This window comes from Sphingomonas sp. Leaf20 (genome assembly GCF_001421535.1).
Classification (GTDB): domain Bacteria; phylum Pseudomonadota; class Alphaproteobacteria; order Sphingomonadales; family Sphingomonadaceae; genus Sphingomonas.
The window spans coordinates 50,885-65,949 of record NZ_LMKN01000011.1; the positions used below are offsets into that span (position 1 = coordinate 50,885).

The 15,065-nt window shown below is 60.8% G+C and carries 11 protein-coding genes; 5 read left to right on the forward strand and 6 right to left on the reverse strand.

Annotated elements, in window-relative coordinates; translation table 11 throughout:
- The first annotated feature begins 32 nt into the window (after nucleotides 1-32).
- The gene (locus ASE72_RS18030; RefSeq protein ID WP_235532445.1) at nucleotides 33-1,316 is read left to right on the forward strand and encodes a mechanosensitive ion channel family protein; all 1,284 of its coding nucleotides are present in this window, start codon (nucleotides 33-35) and stop codon (nucleotides 1,314-1,316) included.
- 160 nt (nucleotides 1,317-1,476) lie between these two features.
- Nucleotides 1,477-1,935: a CBS domain-containing protein gene (locus ASE72_RS18035; RefSeq protein WP_056024999.1), complete on the forward strand. Its 459-nt coding sequence runs from the start codon at nucleotides 1,477-1,479 to the stop codon at nucleotides 1,933-1,935.
- Here ASE72_RS18035 and ASE72_RS18040 read toward each other — a convergent pair.
- Genes ASE72_RS18040 through ASE72_RS18050 form a run of 3 tightly spaced genes read right to left on the reverse strand, consistent with a single transcriptional unit; the run spans nucleotide 1,907 to nucleotide 4,922 of the window.
- Nucleotides 1,907-2,497, reverse strand: coding sequence for a DUF533 domain-containing protein (locus ASE72_RS18040; RefSeq protein WP_056025002.1), 591 nt, complete (start codon nucleotides 2,495-2,497; stop codon nucleotides 1,907-1,909). The two genes, ASE72_RS18035 and ASE72_RS18040, sit on opposite strands and share 29 nt — an antisense overlap.
- Nucleotides 2,494-2,874 (reverse strand): response regulator, encoded by a 381-nt coding sequence (locus tag ASE72_RS18045; RefSeq protein WP_056025154.1) that lies wholly within the window; start codon nucleotides 2,872-2,874, stop codon nucleotides 2,494-2,496. The genes ASE72_RS18040 and ASE72_RS18045 overlap by 4 nt, the downstream gene beginning before the upstream one ends.
- Nucleotides 2,874-4,922 carry a hybrid sensor histidine kinase/response regulator gene (locus tag ASE72_RS18050; protein ID WP_056025005.1) on the reverse strand — a complete coding sequence of 683 codons (2,049 nt, stop codon included), beginning with the start codon at nucleotides 4,920-4,922 and terminating at the stop codon, nucleotides 2,874-2,876. Before ASE72_RS18050 ends, ASE72_RS18045 begins: the two co-directional genes overlap by 1 nt.
- A gap of 116 nt (nucleotides 4,923-5,038) precedes the next feature.
- On the opposite strand from ASE72_RS18050, the gene ASE72_RS18055 reads away from it, so the two are divergent.
- Nucleotides 5,039-6,799, forward strand: a complete 1,761-nt coding sequence (locus ASE72_RS18055) for an SLC13 family permease (protein WP_056025008.1) — start codon at nucleotides 5,039-5,041, stop codon at nucleotides 6,797-6,799.
- Nucleotides 6,800-7,014: 215 nt separating this feature from the next.
- On the opposite strand, the gene ASE72_RS18060 is transcribed toward ASE72_RS18055, so the two are convergent.
- Nucleotides 7,015-8,391, reverse strand: a complete 1,377-nt coding sequence (locus ASE72_RS18060; protein ID WP_056025010.1) for an IS1182 family transposase — start codon at nucleotides 8,389-8,391, stop codon at nucleotides 7,015-7,017.
- Between the two features lie 1,096 nt (nucleotides 8,392-9,487).
- Nucleotides 9,488-9,739, reverse strand: a complete 252-nt coding sequence (locus ASE72_RS21235; RefSeq protein WP_443024789.1) for a DUF6894 family protein — start codon at nucleotides 9,737-9,739, stop codon at nucleotides 9,488-9,490.
- 528 nt (nucleotides 9,740-10,267) lie between these two features.
- Between ASE72_RS21235 and ASE72_RS18065 the strand changes: the two genes are divergently transcribed.
- Nucleotides 10,268-11,659 (forward strand): vanadium-dependent haloperoxidase, encoded by a 1,392-nt coding sequence (locus ASE72_RS18065; protein ID WP_162235499.1) that lies wholly within the window; start codon nucleotides 10,268-10,270, stop codon nucleotides 11,657-11,659.
- 958 nt (nucleotides 11,660-12,617) lie between these two features.
- On the opposite strand, the gene ASE72_RS20405 is transcribed toward ASE72_RS18065, so the two are convergent.
- Entirely contained in the window at nucleotides 12,618-12,785 is a 168-nt protein-coding gene (locus ASE72_RS20405) for a hypothetical protein (RefSeq protein ID WP_156350661.1), read from the reverse strand.
- Between the two features lie 1,057 nt (nucleotides 12,786-13,842).
- On the opposite strand from ASE72_RS20405, the gene ASE72_RS18070 reads away from it, so the two are divergent.
- Nucleotides 13,843-14,922: a sodium:calcium antiporter gene (locus ASE72_RS18070; RefSeq protein ID WP_056025016.1), complete on the forward strand. Its 1,080-nt coding sequence runs from the start codon at nucleotides 13,843-13,845 to the stop codon at nucleotides 14,920-14,922.
- Nucleotides 14,923-15,065 lie beyond the last annotated feature (143 nt).

Sequence of the window (15,065 nt, forward strand, 5' to 3'; positions counted from 1 at the left end):
ATTGTCGAGCGACCGGCACCAAGGAGCTCGCATTGGAGAACCGGTTGGAACACGATGCCTGGTGGCAGACATATCTGGACCAATGGACGGCGGTGCCGTTTCACGACCTGATCGCGGCTGTCGCAATCCTAGGCACCGCGTTGCTGCTGGGCATCGCTGCCGCGCGCCTTGCCTGCCGATACCTCCTGCCGGCGCTGACGCCACGTCACGCCGACGTGATCGCGCCGCGTCTCATGGCAATTACTCGCGCTGGCGTGATGGCGCTGGTCCTGACGGCGTTTCTCGGCGTTCGGGGGCTAAACCCCGGTGCAGACCTTCTCCTCGCTGCGAGTCTCGGCATCGCGGTAGCCATGCTGGCCTACGAGTTCGGCCGTGCGCTTGGCCTGCGCAGCCGACCAGCGTCACTGATCGCCGCCGCCCTGTTTCTCATCGTGCTGGCAAGTCGGCTGGGCGGCCTCGCTCCGTTGATCGCGGGACTGGACCGCGCCAGCATGGGGGTCGGCACCCGGCGTATTTCGCTGCTCGATATCGTCAACGCGGTCGGCTTATCGCTCCTGCTGTTCCTCGCCGCGCGCGCACTGCTCGGGCTGATCCTGCGCTGGATCGGGCAGGCTCGACTGCTTGACGCGGCGCAACGCGTACTGTTCCAGAAACTCGCTCAGATTGCGGTCGTCACCGTCGCGATTTTCGTTGGTATTGATCTTCTCGGCATCGATCTCACGGCGCTCGCCGTGTTCTCTGGCGCGTTCGGGCTTGCGATCGGTTTCGGCCTGCAGAAGACACTCGGCAATCTGATCGCCGGTCTCATCCTGTTGCTCGACCGATCGATCAAGCCCGGCGACGTCATCGCGGTCGGCGATACTTTCGGCTGGGTCAACAAGATCGGCGTTCGTGCAGTCTCTGTCCTGACCCGCGATGGCAAGGAACATCTGATCCCGAACGAACGGCTGATGACCGACGAAGTCGAAAACTGGTCGTTCTCGAGCCGGGACGTCAGGGTTCATGTCGGGTTTCGGGTGTCGTTCGATTGCGATCTGCGACTTGCGCAGCGGCTCGCGGTCGAGGCCGCGTCCGTCTCACCACGTGTGCTGACCGAACCCGCCCCTGTCTGCTGGATCAAGGAATTCGGCGACAATGGTGTCGAGTTCGACCTGCGGATCTGGATCGACAGCCCCGAGGCGGGGGTTGGGAACGTCACGAGCGACGTGTTCTTCCGCATCTGGGATCTGTTCAAGGAACACGGCGTTACCATGCCGGTGCCTCAGCGCGATCTCCGTTTTCCTTCGACGTCACGCGAACGAGGCCCGTCGACATAGTCGCCCTCGACACCCGCCTCGGCGATCCGGTGAACCCCAAGCAATGGCCGGCTTCGACGCGATCCGGAGGGCATTCATCCGAACTGACCATCACGCCGCAGCGTATGGAACTTGCGCGACCGTGAACGCTTCCCTCTGAACCAAGAAGGATTCGACAGGTATGAAAGTAGCCGAACTGATGAGCCGAGACGTCGAGTTCATCGGAAAGAACGACACGATCCAGGCTGCTGCCGTACTGATGGGGGAAATCGACGTCGGTGCGCTGCCGGTGGGAAGCACGGACGCTCCATTGGGGGTCATCACGACCCGGGACGTTCTTTTCAGGGTCTGCTCTACGGGCAAGGACCCGGCGACCACGCTGGTAGCCGAGGCGATGACGGAGCACGTCCATACCTGCGATCCGGACGAAGACGTGGAGGCGGCGCTCGACCTGATGGCGGGATACCATGTCCGCCGGCTGCTGGTGCGGGATGCCGACGGCAAGACCGTCGGCTGGCTCACGCTGGGGGACATCTCCCGCAAGCTGCTGATCGACAGTGGCACCGTCCGCGACGGTCTCGCCGACCTCAGCCGATACAGCCGTCGGGAGGTCAGCGACGGGAATCATTCTCGCGATTGAGGCGCAGGATGATATCGTTCGACAGGTCGAGCCTGATCGCCAGATAGGCAAGATAGGCGCGGGAGACAGCGGACTCGCGCCCGATAACGGCGATCGATACGGCATAGAAACGCTCGGCTATGCGCGGCGTTTCGACCTGCCGGACAAGGCTTTCGATCGACGGGGGACGCTCGATCTCTGCCAGTATATCGCACCGGGCATCCTCCGTGAGCGGCGCGGTCCTGGCATATATCACCAGACGCGCACGTTCGGCCTGCTGCAGCCCGCCATCGGCGTGCCCCGCAGCGGCCATCCCCCGGATCAGCAACGCCGCCTCCGTGGGGGACACGCCAGACAAATCCGTTGGGTCGCTCTGCATCAATTGAATGCGATTGCGCAGATGCGCGTCCAGTATCTTGACCGCCAAAACCTGGTCCAGCACGGCCCTGCGAAGGGAGGCGTGATCGGGTTCGCCCGCTTTCACGTTGCGTCCGCTGCCGACCGATCCGCCACGGCGCGCGGCGTGCAGAACCCAGTCGGGGTTCGCAACGCCGTCTACACTGTCGTCGAGGCGAATGGTCACCCGGCATCGGCCATTGATGCGAGCGCCGTCTCGATCTGTTCGAGCAGCCTGGAAAAGTCGATCGGTTTGGGGTGATAGTCGGTACATCCCGCCGCGATCGCCTTCTCGCGATCACCGGTCATGGCGTGCGCGGTCAATGCGATGACCGGTATCTCGCGTGTCGCCTCGTCGGCACGCAATTCACGAACCGCTGAATAGCCGTCGAGCACGGGCAGGTTGACGTCCATCAGGATCAAGTCCGGGCGATTGGCACGAACAGCGTCAACGCCGGAGCGGCCGTCATTCGCGACGACCACGTCATGTCCCTTGCGACGGAGACGCCGTGACAGGAAATCCCAGATCTCCTCATGGTCTTCTACCAGCAACAGGGTCGCCATCATTCTGCTCCACTTGGGGTTGGTAACGTTTCAGGGGTATGATCCGCCAGGAACGCCTTCAGTTTGGCCGCAAACGCGTTGCCGTTGGCCGCCTCGATCATATCTGCGTCGATCGCCCGGATCGCGCGACGCGCTTCCGCCCCTATACCATCCGACAGGACGACGATTGAGGTAGCGGCACCGACTCGTTCGCGGATCGAGGGAAGGTCGCTCAGCCCGTCTGGCGCATCCGCGAGGTCGACCAGCACCAGTTGCGGCTTATGCGCTGGCAGCGTGCCAGCCAGTAGAGCTGATATGCTCGTGCTGCCCAGGGTCCAGCCTTCGCTGTCGAACGCGGCCTTCAATGCCGCCTTGGTATCAATGTCCGACCCCGCCAGCAGTGCCTGTGGCGCCTCCGCGACCCGATATCGATCGAGGATCGTCTTCAGTCGAGTCCAGTCGACCGGTTTGGGCAGATGGTCGACCGCGCCCATCGACAACGACAGTCCGCGTTCGCGGCTTACCGTCACCATCACCACCGGCGTATCCGCCAGCACCGGGTCCGCCTTTAACGCGTTCAGTACCGCCCAGCCGTCCATGCGCGGCATCATCACGTCGAGCATGATCGCGCTCGGTCGATAGCGATGCGCCATGGCGAGCCCGGCCTCGCCGTCGCTGGCGGTCAGGACCTGAAACCCCTCGCGCTCCAGAAACCGCTGGAGCAGTTCGCGCATCGGCCGTTCGTCATCGATCACGAGTACCGTCGAACGCGTTTCGATGAGGACCGGCGAATCTTCATCCTCCCGTGTGACGTCCTCCTGAAGGTCGGTCAGCACGGCGAGGCGGAAACACGATCCCTCTCCGAGCCGGCTCTCCACCGTCACCGTGCCGCCCAGCCGCTGTGCAAACGCACGCGTAATCGCCAGCCCCAAGCCGCTGCCGCCATATTGCCGCGTCACCGAATTGTCCGCCTGCATGAAGCGTTCGAACAGCCGCCCGACCTGCTCCGGGGTCATGCCGATACCGGTGTCGCGCACCTCGAACACGATGAAGGTGTCGCTGCGATGAGCCGATAGCGTAATCTGTCCGTTGCTCGTGAACTTCGCGGCGTTGCTGACCAGGTTGAACAGGCACTGACGCAGCTTGACCACGTCGGAGCCGATCTCCCCCAGCGCTGTCGGCACATCGACGAGCAGACGGTTGTCGTTCTTCGCCACCAGCGCCTGCGCCGTATCGACGACCGTGCCGATCAGCGCGTCGGCGTCAAACCGCTCGATATACAGTTCATCCCGGCCTGCCTCGATCTTCGACAGGTCCAGCACGGCGTTGATGAGATCCAGCAGGTGCCGTGCATTCGCGGTAATCTTGCTTAGATCGGCGCGAACCTCGACCGGATCGGCCCCCTCGTAATCCTCTTCCAGCATTTCTGCATAGCCGATGACCGCGCTCAACGGCGTGCGCAGTTCATGGCTCATATTGGCGATGAACTGGCTCTTCGCCAGCGCTGCCTCTTCCGCCTTGAACTTTGCCGCTGCAAGCGCGCGCTCCGCCGCCTTGCGTTCGCCGATCTCGCTGTGGATGCCGACCCATTCCCGCGCGGTGCCGTCGGCGCCGCACACCGGGGCTGCCCGCGCCTGCATGTCGACATACGCGCCGTCATGGCGCCGGATGCGGTGTTCGATCTCATAGACCCGGCCTGTCGCTGCCGCATCCGCCCACGCCGCCCTGCTCGTCTCGCGATCGTCGGGGTGGATCGCATCGACCCAGCCGAAGCCGAGCATGTCGTCGAACGACTGTCCGGTAAAGGCTTCCCAGCTCGGCTGGGGATCACGGAACTCGCCGTCACTCCCGGTCGTCCACACGATTGCCGATGTCGCCTCGATCAGCGAGCGGAAGCGTGCCTCGCTCTGGCGCATCGCGGCCTCGGCCGCGCGGGTCGTCGCCAGCGAGCGGGCGAAGTCGCGGCCACGCCACGTCGCGCCGGCAATCGCGGCCAGGCCGGCGATGCCAACACCGAGGCGGACGGGCAGCCGCGCGGGCGCGGGTCGGCGGGGGGAGTTGGCTGTCACAGCCGGTATAACGCGCGGCCTGCCCTTCGATCCTCGCATGGCGGCTGGAACGTCGACAAAGAGCCGACGTTCAGAGGCTGTTATGGGACGAACGTTCCCGTTGGGGAGCACTGTCCGTGACATTCGATCAATTCGCGTCGTTCGGCATAATCGGCGCGGTGGTGGTCCTGCTGGTATGGGACAAACTAGGATACGACGTAGTCGCCATCCTCGCACTCCTCGCAACGGTCCTGCTTGGGCTCGTACCCGCCAAGGATGCATTCGCAGGGTTTGCCGACGACATCGTCATCATCATCGCCTCCGCGCTGGTCGTCAGTGCGGGCATTGCCCGGTCCGGCATCGTCGATGCCTTGATCCGGCCGTTCGCCGCGCGGCTCGATACGCCCGGCCGCCAGATCGTCGGCCTTGGCGGCGCCGTCGCAATCCTGTCGGCCGTCATGAAGAATATCGGCGCGCTTGCGATCTTCATGCCGGTCGCGACGCAACTAGCCCGGCGGCACCGGACCAAGCAACATTTCGTACTGATGCCGATGGCGTTCGCGTCGCTCATGGGCGGGCTGATGACGCTGGTCGGTACGTCGCCGAATCTCGTGGTCAGCCGCGTTCGCCAGGATCTGCTCGGCAAGCCGTTCGGTATGTTCGACTATCTGCCGGTCGGGTTGGGTATCACGCTGGTCGGCATGATATTCCTGACGTTCGGCTGGCGACTGCTGCCCACGGACCGGCAGGGGTCGCGATCGGCAGAGGATGCATTCTCGGTCGAGGATTATGTCTCCGAACTACGGTTGTCGGACGACTCGGCATACGTCGGTCAAACCGTTGCGGACATCGAAAAGCTCGCATCGGGCGAAGTCCACGTCGCCGGTATCATCCGCGAGCGTTTCCGACGGTTGGTGCCGGAACCGGACTGGACGATTTCGATCGACGACGTTTTGCTGATCAAGGGCGACGCGCCGGCGCTGCAACGGGTGGTCATCGGTGCCGGTCTCATTCCGGCGGCAGACCGAGCGTTGGACGGCGGCAACCTGTCGATTGCAGAGGCCATCGTTCAGAAAGAATCGCCGTTGATCGGACAGACCTCGTCCACCGCCCGGCTGGCCGAGCAGTTCGGGCTGACGCTGATCGCCATCAGCCGGACCGGCTACCGGTTCCGGCGACGGTTGCGGCAGGTCTCGTTCAGGGAGGGCGACTTGCTGCTGCTACGCGGCCCCGAACATAATCTGAGCGATCGGCTGACAACGGCCGGACTGTTTCCTCTGGCCGAACGCCGGCTTCAAGTGGGTCGCCGTCGGTCGGTCTGGGTACCGGCCGGCATCGTGGTACTGACCGTGCTGGCGCTGGCGTTGCAGATCGTGCCGGTGGCGATCGCGTTCCTAGCCGCAGCAACCGCAATGATCGTGTCCGGCGTGCTGAAGCCAGACGAAGCCTATGGCGCGATCGAATGGCCGATCCTGGTTTTGATCGGAGCGCTGATCCCGGTAAGCGGTACGCTGGAGACCACAGGCGGAACGGCAATCATCGCCAGCGGCCTGTCGACGGTGGCGGCGCAGCTGCCACCGTTCGCGATCATCGCGTTAGTCATGGCGGCCGCGATGGCCGTTACGCCATTTCTGAACAATGCGGCGACCGTACTCGTGATGGCACCGATCGGTGCGACGATGGCCCAGCAACTTGGCTTGCGACCGGATGCCTTCCTGATGGCGGTAGCGGTGGGTGCTGGCAGCGATTTCCTCACTCCAATCGGGCATCAATGTAATACGCTAGTGATGGGGCCGGGTGGGTACCGGTTTGCCGATTATGCCCGGCTGGGCATTCCGCTTTCGCTGCTCATTCTAAGCCTTGGAACGACGCTCATTCTGTATTTCTGGCCGTTATAGATGCATCCAATGGGGTATCGCTGCCGCCTTTAGGTACATCGCACAAAGACATTGTTATCCATGCGTTGAACCTACCATAGGCTGTGCGTTGACGACGCTCACGGGCAGGCCATGGACGGGAGCGGAATGGCTGGGATTGGTGGATTGTGTTGAAAAAGCCGGCCTTGGTGCGGGGCGGACCCAGGCTTAAAACCAAGGCAAGCATTCCTGCCGTCTCAGGCAGGTGCCATCTGCGCCGGCATCGGGATGCGCTTGGCCATCTTGCGGAGGTTCTGGGCAGTGGCAGCGAGGAGGAACTCATCCTTGGCGCCGTTTGGTCCTCGTAGGCGGAGGCGGTCGAGCTTCAAGATGCGTTTGAGGTGCGCAAAGAGCATCTCAACCTTCTTACGCTCACGACGGGATGTCACATAGGCGTCGGTAGCGGCGATATCGCGCGCCAGATCGCGGGCAACCTCATGGATGGACCTGGTTACCTTCCGTGCTGGCGTGTTGGGTGTGCAACGTTGCCGCAGATCGCAGCCCCCGCAGTCCTGCTGGCGGGCGCGATAGCGGATGAAGCCGTCCTGGCCGACATCGCCGCGGGCCTGCGTGAAGTTGCGGTTGCGGGGACGCAGGCGGTTGCCGGCAGGGCAGACATAGCTGTCGTCGCTCAGGTCATAGCGGAAGTCTGCCCTCTCGAAGGTGCCGTCGCGGCGGACCGACTTGTCGAATACGGGGATGTGCGGGTGGATATCGCGCTCGTGGACGAGCCACGCCAGCATCTCGGCCGAGCCATACCCTGTGTCCGCTGCCAGCCGTTCGGGCCAGACGCCAAACCGGTCCTGCACGCGCTCGATCATCCGTTTGCAGGCGGTCACTTCGGCCTGCCGGATCGCGGTGCTCGCCTCCACGTCCATGATGACGGCATGGTCGAGATCGATGAGGTAGTTGGTCGAGTAGGCGTAATAGGCATGCCCGCCATGCGCGCAGGTCCAGCGCGACGCCGGATCCGCCGGCGCCAGAAACTTCGGCACGACCGGCGTAGCCGCCCCGAATGCGGCATCGTCGAGGACGGCAAGATACTCGCGAACGGCACGATTGTTGGCCTCGGGCGGCAGACCCTCGCTACCCGGGGCACCGGTTTGACGATTGGCATCGGCCCGGATCAGGCTCGCATCAATAGCGAAGCCTTCGCCACCGACCAGCCCCTCGGCCATGCAGCGCTCGACCGTCGTTTCGAACAGCTTGCGCAGCAGTTCGCTGTCGCGAAAGCGACCATGGCGGTTCTTCGAGAAGGTCGAGTGGTCGGGAACATCTCCTTCCAGCCCCAGCCGGCAGAACCAGCGATAGGCCAGGTTCAGATGCACCTCGTCGCATAACCGACGCTCGGAACGGATCCCCATGCAGTAGCCGATGATGAGCATGCGGATCATCAACTCAAGGTCGATCGATCGCCGTCCCATTTCGCTGTAGAACGGCTTCAGGTGCTCGCGGATGCTCGACAGATCGACGAACCGGTCGACCGAGCGCAGCATATGATCCGCGGGGACATGTCGCTCCAGACTGAAGCTGTAGAACAGCGCCTCCTGCGCCACCATCCGCTCGCCCATCATCGGCCTGTCTCCGCTTGTTTGGCGAAGATTGAATCAGACCGACAACACCACTGCAAGCCCGACTTTTTCAACAGAATCGGGAGGTCAGCGGACGGTCCGCTTTCGGAGCCTGTTATGGGAAAACCGACACTAAATGTAGGCGTGAAACGCCTTAGATTTTTGCACCGGCGCATCGCACGGTTCCCGCCGTTTTCTGGCCGATGCAAAACCTGTGAGTTTTGCATCATGCCGCGGCTGAGGGCTAAATCGTTACGTAGAGGGATTTGTCAGCAGTCCAGGTGCATACTCAGCGGATCGGCAACGGGGAGATGCGGTGATGATAGCAACGATAATCACGTTCGGAATGACCCTGATCGCATCCTTCCAGGTACAGGATACGTCAAAGGCGAATTCATCGTTTCAACAGGCAGCACCTGCCGTGCCCGATAGCAAAACGCCTGTATTTCCATATCCTGTGTACGTGGTGCCCGTTCAACAGCGGGACGGCCGTACGCCTAAGCAGCGTTGCTGGGATAATGAATCGGCTAGGATCGGGGAAACCCTCAGCGACCTAGATCGGCGTGCGATCGATCTGAAATGCAGCCAGCGCTAGCCATCAAACTTGATGCAAAACTTTTAATTTTTGCATCAGGAGTGACCGGGATAGAAAGATCGCCCTGAACGAATGGCGGCTTTCGAAAGCGCCCATTTGTAACCCGAGTGTCCGGCATTGGGTCGGTTTCGGACGTGGGCGAACGGATGATCCATTTTAATCGGGCTGGACATGACGACCTGCCTGACTGGGGTATCGCTGGGGTTCCTCGTGCCATAGGCTGCGCATAAACTGCCGTTATCTGCGGGGTTCTATCGGCGGCGGCGCAGGGGTTTTCCGCTGCACGAATGTAAAACGTCGAGAAGAGAACGACCGGGTCGATCATCTCGGGATGTTTTTATGTCCGCAAAATCGTGCCTGCTACGGTTTGGCGCATACTAACGCGGCGATCTGCACGTGCGTTGCGCTAAAGTCCGCCGAGTCCAGGTGCATCCCGGGCGGCTGCACTGGTGTCTGCGATCACCGCGGGGTCTATTTAGTGACGGGCTTCGAAATCCAAACGATCTATTGCTGAAGCTTTAATGTTGCAGGTGCCGCAGTCGTATATATCATTAGTGTGAATAGGTTTAGCCGGTTCGCGTCAGTTACTGTCATTGACCATTCATCGCCATTCCAAAACGGCTCTTTCTGCTCGCATAGAAGCGCAGCAGCATATTTTAGCGCAAAGCGTCGGGCATCATCGAGCGATGCAAGGTTCTCACCCACGCAGGGGATCCGTGGGTTAGCGTCGGCAATTTCGAAAAAGTAAATCGACATTTCAACTCCCGAAATAAAGCGGGAGCACTAAGTCTCTCAGTCGCTTTCCAAAGCGATGATCGAGTAGCGAACGCCTAGCCGTTTTGGTTCCGTCGAATCCTCCAAGGAACGTATCAGTAACGTACGTCGGCACTTGTAGTGCACTAGAAAGGGGGCGCTTTCCGTTGGCTTGAGCTGGTCGCGGCGGAGTGTGCCTCCGCAGCAGTCAAGGGAGGCATCGAAACTACGATTGTGCGTTCAGAGTAAGCCCCGTTTAATCAGGACGAGCGACGTTCCCACTCCGACTATTAATAGCCCATGACCGTCTTGATCTACATTTGTCCCATGATGTAATAAATTACAAAATGCATAAATCGGCTATATCTCGGTTTGATATTGAAAATAAGGGTATATCAAGGCGCGACTCAAAAGAGGGAGTCATGGTATCGCTAGTTTTATGCAGGATAAACCTGCATCAGAAGTATTATGTCGAGTGGCGCGATAAGGGCTGATTCATGCCACTTTCCTTGTCTAGCAACGGAGATGGTCATGAACTTGGTCCTATATTGGAACAACGTACTCTTGGAATGTTCGCGTCGCGATTTCACGCGGGGCTTTAACAATTCCCAGCAGCCGGGCCCGATTCGAACGTCTCGCGCGATGGCGATCGTGCACATCGCCATCCATGATGCTGTAGCCTTCGAGACCAATCGGGCTGCCGCCGCCTATCTGAACAAGAAGAGCGTCGTGCACGTGATCGGTGCGCCGCCAGCAGGCAGCGTCCTTGCTGATACGGTTGCGGGTGCTGCGGTGACGGCGTTGAAGGCAATGTACCCGCGGTATGGTTCGTTCATCAACGACGCACATAGCGGCGCATCTAATGCGGCCTTCGATTATGGCGCCACGATCGCCGGAGCGATCCTGGACATGCGCGCTGCCGATGGATCGACCGTGATGGTCACCGCGCCTCAAAACGAAACGCTCGCCTACGGACAGCACCGCGCTGATCCGTTCGCTCCAAACCAACCAAGGCTGGGTCTTGTGTGGGGAGACGTGACGCGTTTCACCGGACCAGATCACCACGCGCTTGCGCCGTACCCGGGCCAAGGCAGCATGCCGTTAGTTGATGATCCGGCGTATCGCGAGGATTATGAAGAGGTCGTGCGCTACGGCGCGGCCGATCGGCGCGATAGAACTGCCGAGCAGGAGCGGGTTGGCGTCTACTGGGGCTATGACGGAGTGATGAATTTGGGCGTTCCCCCGCGGATGTACAATCAAATCGCGCGCGTCGTTGTGGCGGACAAGGCGCTAAGCGTCGCCAAATCGGCGGAACTGTTTGCGCAACTTAACGTCGCAATGGCGGATGCGGGTATCGATGCGTGGCATTGGAAGTATCACTACGATCTGTGGCGGCCCGTGGTAGGCATCCGGGCCGAAAACTCGCCGGACGGCGATCCGTTTTGGGCGCCGCTCGGCGCACCGCAGACCAATGCGTCGCCAGGGCGCTATACACTTACGCCTCCATTCCCCGCCTATCCATCGGGACACGCCACTTTTGGCGCGGCGCTGTTCCAGACGCTTCGGCTGGCTCTTGGCACAGCCCCCGATCCAATCACACTCGCCGATGTTCTGCTTGAGGAAGATGGCCCCGGCGATACGATTAACAACGAAGTCTTCACCTTCGTGTCGGATGAACTCGACGGCATATCGATCGATCCCAACGGATCGGTTCGTCAGCACAGCCCGGTGACGTATCCTAACTACGCCAGAGCAATCTGGGAAAACTCCGTCAGCCGCATCTACCTTGGCGTTCACTGGCGATTTGATGGGATCCCTCGCACCCCCGCTCAAAATGTCGGCGGCGTGCCGCTAGGTTTAAAGATTGCCGAGGAAGCACACGCCCTTTTCAATTCCTCCCCGTCGCTCGGGGGATCTGTCTAATAACGAAAGGCGGGGCAGCTGCGCGTACGCTTTAAACACCAACTAATCTGATTGGCAGCGCTGGGGTATATCGTGTCATAGGTTGCCTACAAACTGCGGCCCCGGAGGGGTTCGCTCGGCTGCGGCGGAGGGTCTCGCCGCAGCAACGAAGGCCGAGAATGTCCGGTAAATAGACTGCCGACTATCCATTCTCTAGAACAGATCGGGGGTGCGGTGAAGATCAGTTGCGCCTCTTTCGGCAGCCGACGAGATCGAACAACTGCCTATTGAGAAAAGCCGTGTCTCGTGAGCCCCCCGAGTCCGGGAAAAGCATATGCGCTGGCGCAGCTTCGCCTCGGTTCGGAACATGGTCAATCAGTTTATAGGTCGCGTCGGTTCCTATATACTGCCTGTTCCCGTACGGCCGGGGCCCGCCATCCGGGCTCGGCGGCCGCCAACTCTGGACGGTGACATCTTCGGTAGAGGCAAGGTTTTGGAGCGCGTTCGAGCCGCCGTTCCAGGGCAGCCACCAAAAGGTCTTCCCCGACCCTGCATAGTGAACAGCTAACGCAATACGGCTCGGCCAATCGAGACCACTGTCGATTGGACGGAAGTAAGCCGTCACCCCTGGGTTATGGCGTTGAGCGTACTGCGCCTGCTCAACCGGACAGGATGCTACTGTAACTGCCGCAAATTCCAACAGGCCGATCATAGTGACGGACGCCTCCGTTCGTGTGACCCCCTTGTAGCCTTGCGACGAACGTCGGCAATCATGATTGCTAAAGTGAAATTGCGACGAGGTGATCTGCGTGAAAGCTAACAAGCGCGCAGACAAGATCCGTTCTCGATCAGATCCGTCATGGCGTGCTGCGTGGCTGGGGTATCGCCGGGGTACATCGTGCCATAGGTTGCTCACATCCCGCAGTTATCCGTGCGGTTTGATTGGTTGCGGCGGAGGGCATCTCCGCCGCTGCCCTGACTATTTAATGCTCTGCCCTGGTTTACGACTGCGTTCCCCAAGCGCGGCGTAGATGGCGGCCTGATCCAGATGAGCTCGGCGCTTTTCTATCGTATCCGCCCGTGCGGCAGCTTCCAGTTCATCTGACGCCAACTTCTCGAAATCCGGTTCGGGTTCGATGTATGCCACTCAGAAACCTCGCCATTCAACAAGCCCGGGCCGGTACGACAGGGAACACCATGCGCAAATACTCAAACTAATGCGCTTCCAAAGATCGTCTCATATCGAGACAAACCGACGTGGTTCGTGCGGATAGTCGATGAGGTTTATTCGTCACCGTAGAGACGCGACGTGATGAAAGCATTCTGCCAGATAGCTCGTAGAACCGGACTCTGGCCCTCGTCATAAGGGCAGTGTTCCAGCCGTCCTTCTTTTTCCTTACCGGCTGCTAGCCCTTCGGTTTGGGCAGTAAGCGCCGTCGTCGTATCTGTCATGATGGCGGAAAATTACTCAATCGGGGGGAGCGGTCATCCCGTTTCTACAGACGTCCTGTTAGATCCAACTTATTACCAATAAGCCAACTAAGCTATGACGTCGGTGGCTCAATCCTAAGGTGTCTGCCACGGGAGGACGGGGTACGCTCGCGGTAAACGGCGCGAATAATCGTGGCTGCGGCGGAGGACGCCTTCGCCGCAGTCGCGCGTCCGCTATTGGTGGAAAGCGGAACGGCCGCTTACGGGCGGGCAATCACGCTAAGCCGCCGTTTGTTCAGGTGATAGGGAAGCGGCCTCTTCCGCCCGCATGTGGTGGAAGGCTGCCTGTCCGCTTTCGGGCGCCCGTCTGCCCGCATCGCCGGCGCGCTCACAGATCTGAAATGGGCGGATTGCGTCACCCGCATGCGCGTGCCGCACAGACTGGCAACAAGCTCGACGTACGTTCCGTCCGGAATGTCGCGAACGATTGGGCTTTCGGTGGCTTTCACACGCCTCTGATTAAAGGCAAAAGGTGAAAGCATCCTATCCGAACGCGCTCGAGGACACAGGTGGGTCTGCGTAAAACGCCCCTAGATGGAGCGGTCAAAGTTGTAAGGCCCACCGCTCATCGTGGACGTGTTTCCACGGATGCTGGGGCGGGCACATTCGGCTGCGTTGCTTTGGCATTGCAGGATGAATTGTCGTGGAACGCCTGGTCAGTTGGTTCGCTAAGATCGACCCTTATACACCTACCGACGAACTGAAAGTTCCGCATGCTCAACGGACTCAGCCTGCCAATTTTGCTCGCGATCTTTGCCGCTTGCGCGGGCGTAATCTGGATCGCCGGGGTGAAGCTCGCCGACACGACGGACATCCTGTCCTCGCGCCTTCACCTAGGCAAGGCGCTTGGCGGCGTCATCGTCCTTGCGGTCGCCACCAACTTACCAGAGGTCGCGATCACCGTCAGTGCGGCGCTGGCGGGCAACTTGGGCGTAGCGGTTGGCAACATACTGGGTGGTATCGCCATCCAGACTGTCGTTCTTGTAGCCATGGACATCGCCATGAAGGAAAAGGTGCCTCTGACCTACCGCGCCGCCAGCCTCACGTTGGTCGTGGAGGCGGTGCTCGTCGTGGCAGTCTTGACCGTGTCGATCATGGCGACACAGCTCCCCGGCACGCTCATCGCTGCACGCCTGACCCCCGGGGCGGTGTTGATCGCCATTTTATGGGTGGTTGGCGTGTGGCTTTCCAGCAAAGCCAGCAAGGGGTTGCCGTGGCACGATACGAGCGGCACCGCTCCCGATGGACAGGAGGAACCCAAGGGGCATTCGCAAGCGAAGAAAAACGATGCGTCTGCGCAGCAGGGAGAGAGCACGGTCCGCCTGGCAGCCATTTTCGGTGGGGCTGCACTCGCGACCCTCGCAGCCGGTGTGCTGCTGGAGCGGAGTGGCGATGCAATTGCCCAACACATCGGGCTCAGTGGGGTCCTGTTCGGTGCAACGGTTCTCGCAGCCGCCACGTCGCTGCCCGAGCTTTCGACCGGCATCACCTCGGTGCGCATGAAGGACTATCAGCTCGCCGTTAGCGACATCTTTGGAGGAAACGCCTTCCTACCGGTGCTCTTCCTCCTTGCCGTCGTCATCTCCGGCAAGGCGGTGCTTCCTGATGCCCAGGCAAGTGACATCTACCTTGCAGGCCTTGGGGTGCTGCTGACCAGTGTCTACGCGGCAGGCCTCATTTTCCGCCCCAAGCGGCAGGTCTGGCGGATGGGGATCGACTCCTTCACCGTGCTCATCCTTTATGCTCTCGGTGTGGGCGGCCTGTTGGCCATATCTAACATTCACGGCGGTTAGGTCACTATGGATGCGACTGCGGAAGTCAGCTTGACCGGTAGGTGTTGTGTCATCGCCCAACAGCCAGAATCCGAGTCGTCGGTTCCGTGCGTGGGCCGTCCTTTCAGCAAAAAAGAACTAGGGGTCAAACCTATGCGCTCCGA

What these genes read in the sequence shown, in the direction of transcription:
- ASE72_RS18045 (WP_056025154.1), bottom strand. Translation starts at nt 2,874, where the DNA reads ATGGCGACCCTGTTGCTGGTAGAAGACCATGAGGAGATCTGGGATTTC.
- ASE72_RS21235 (WP_443024789.1), bottom strand. Translation starts at nt 9,739, where the DNA reads ATGTCGATTTACTTTTTCGAAATTGCCGACGCTAACCCACGGATCCCC.
- ASE72_RS18065 (WP_162235499.1), top strand. Translation starts at nt 10,268, where the DNA reads ATGAACTTGGTCCTATATTGGAACAACGTACTCTTGGAATGTTCGCGT.
- ASE72_RS18035 (WP_056024999.1), top strand. Translation starts at nt 1,477, where the DNA reads ATGAAAGTAGCCGAACTGATGAGCCGAGACGTCGAGTTCATCGGAAAG.
- ASE72_RS18060 (WP_056025010.1), bottom strand. Translation starts at nt 8,391, where the DNA reads ATGATGGGCGAGCGGATGGTGGCGCAGGAGGCGCTGTTCTACAGCTTC.
- ASE72_RS18070 (WP_056025016.1), top strand. Translation starts at nt 13,843, where the DNA reads ATGCTCAACGGACTCAGCCTGCCAATTTTGCTCGCGATCTTTGCCGCT.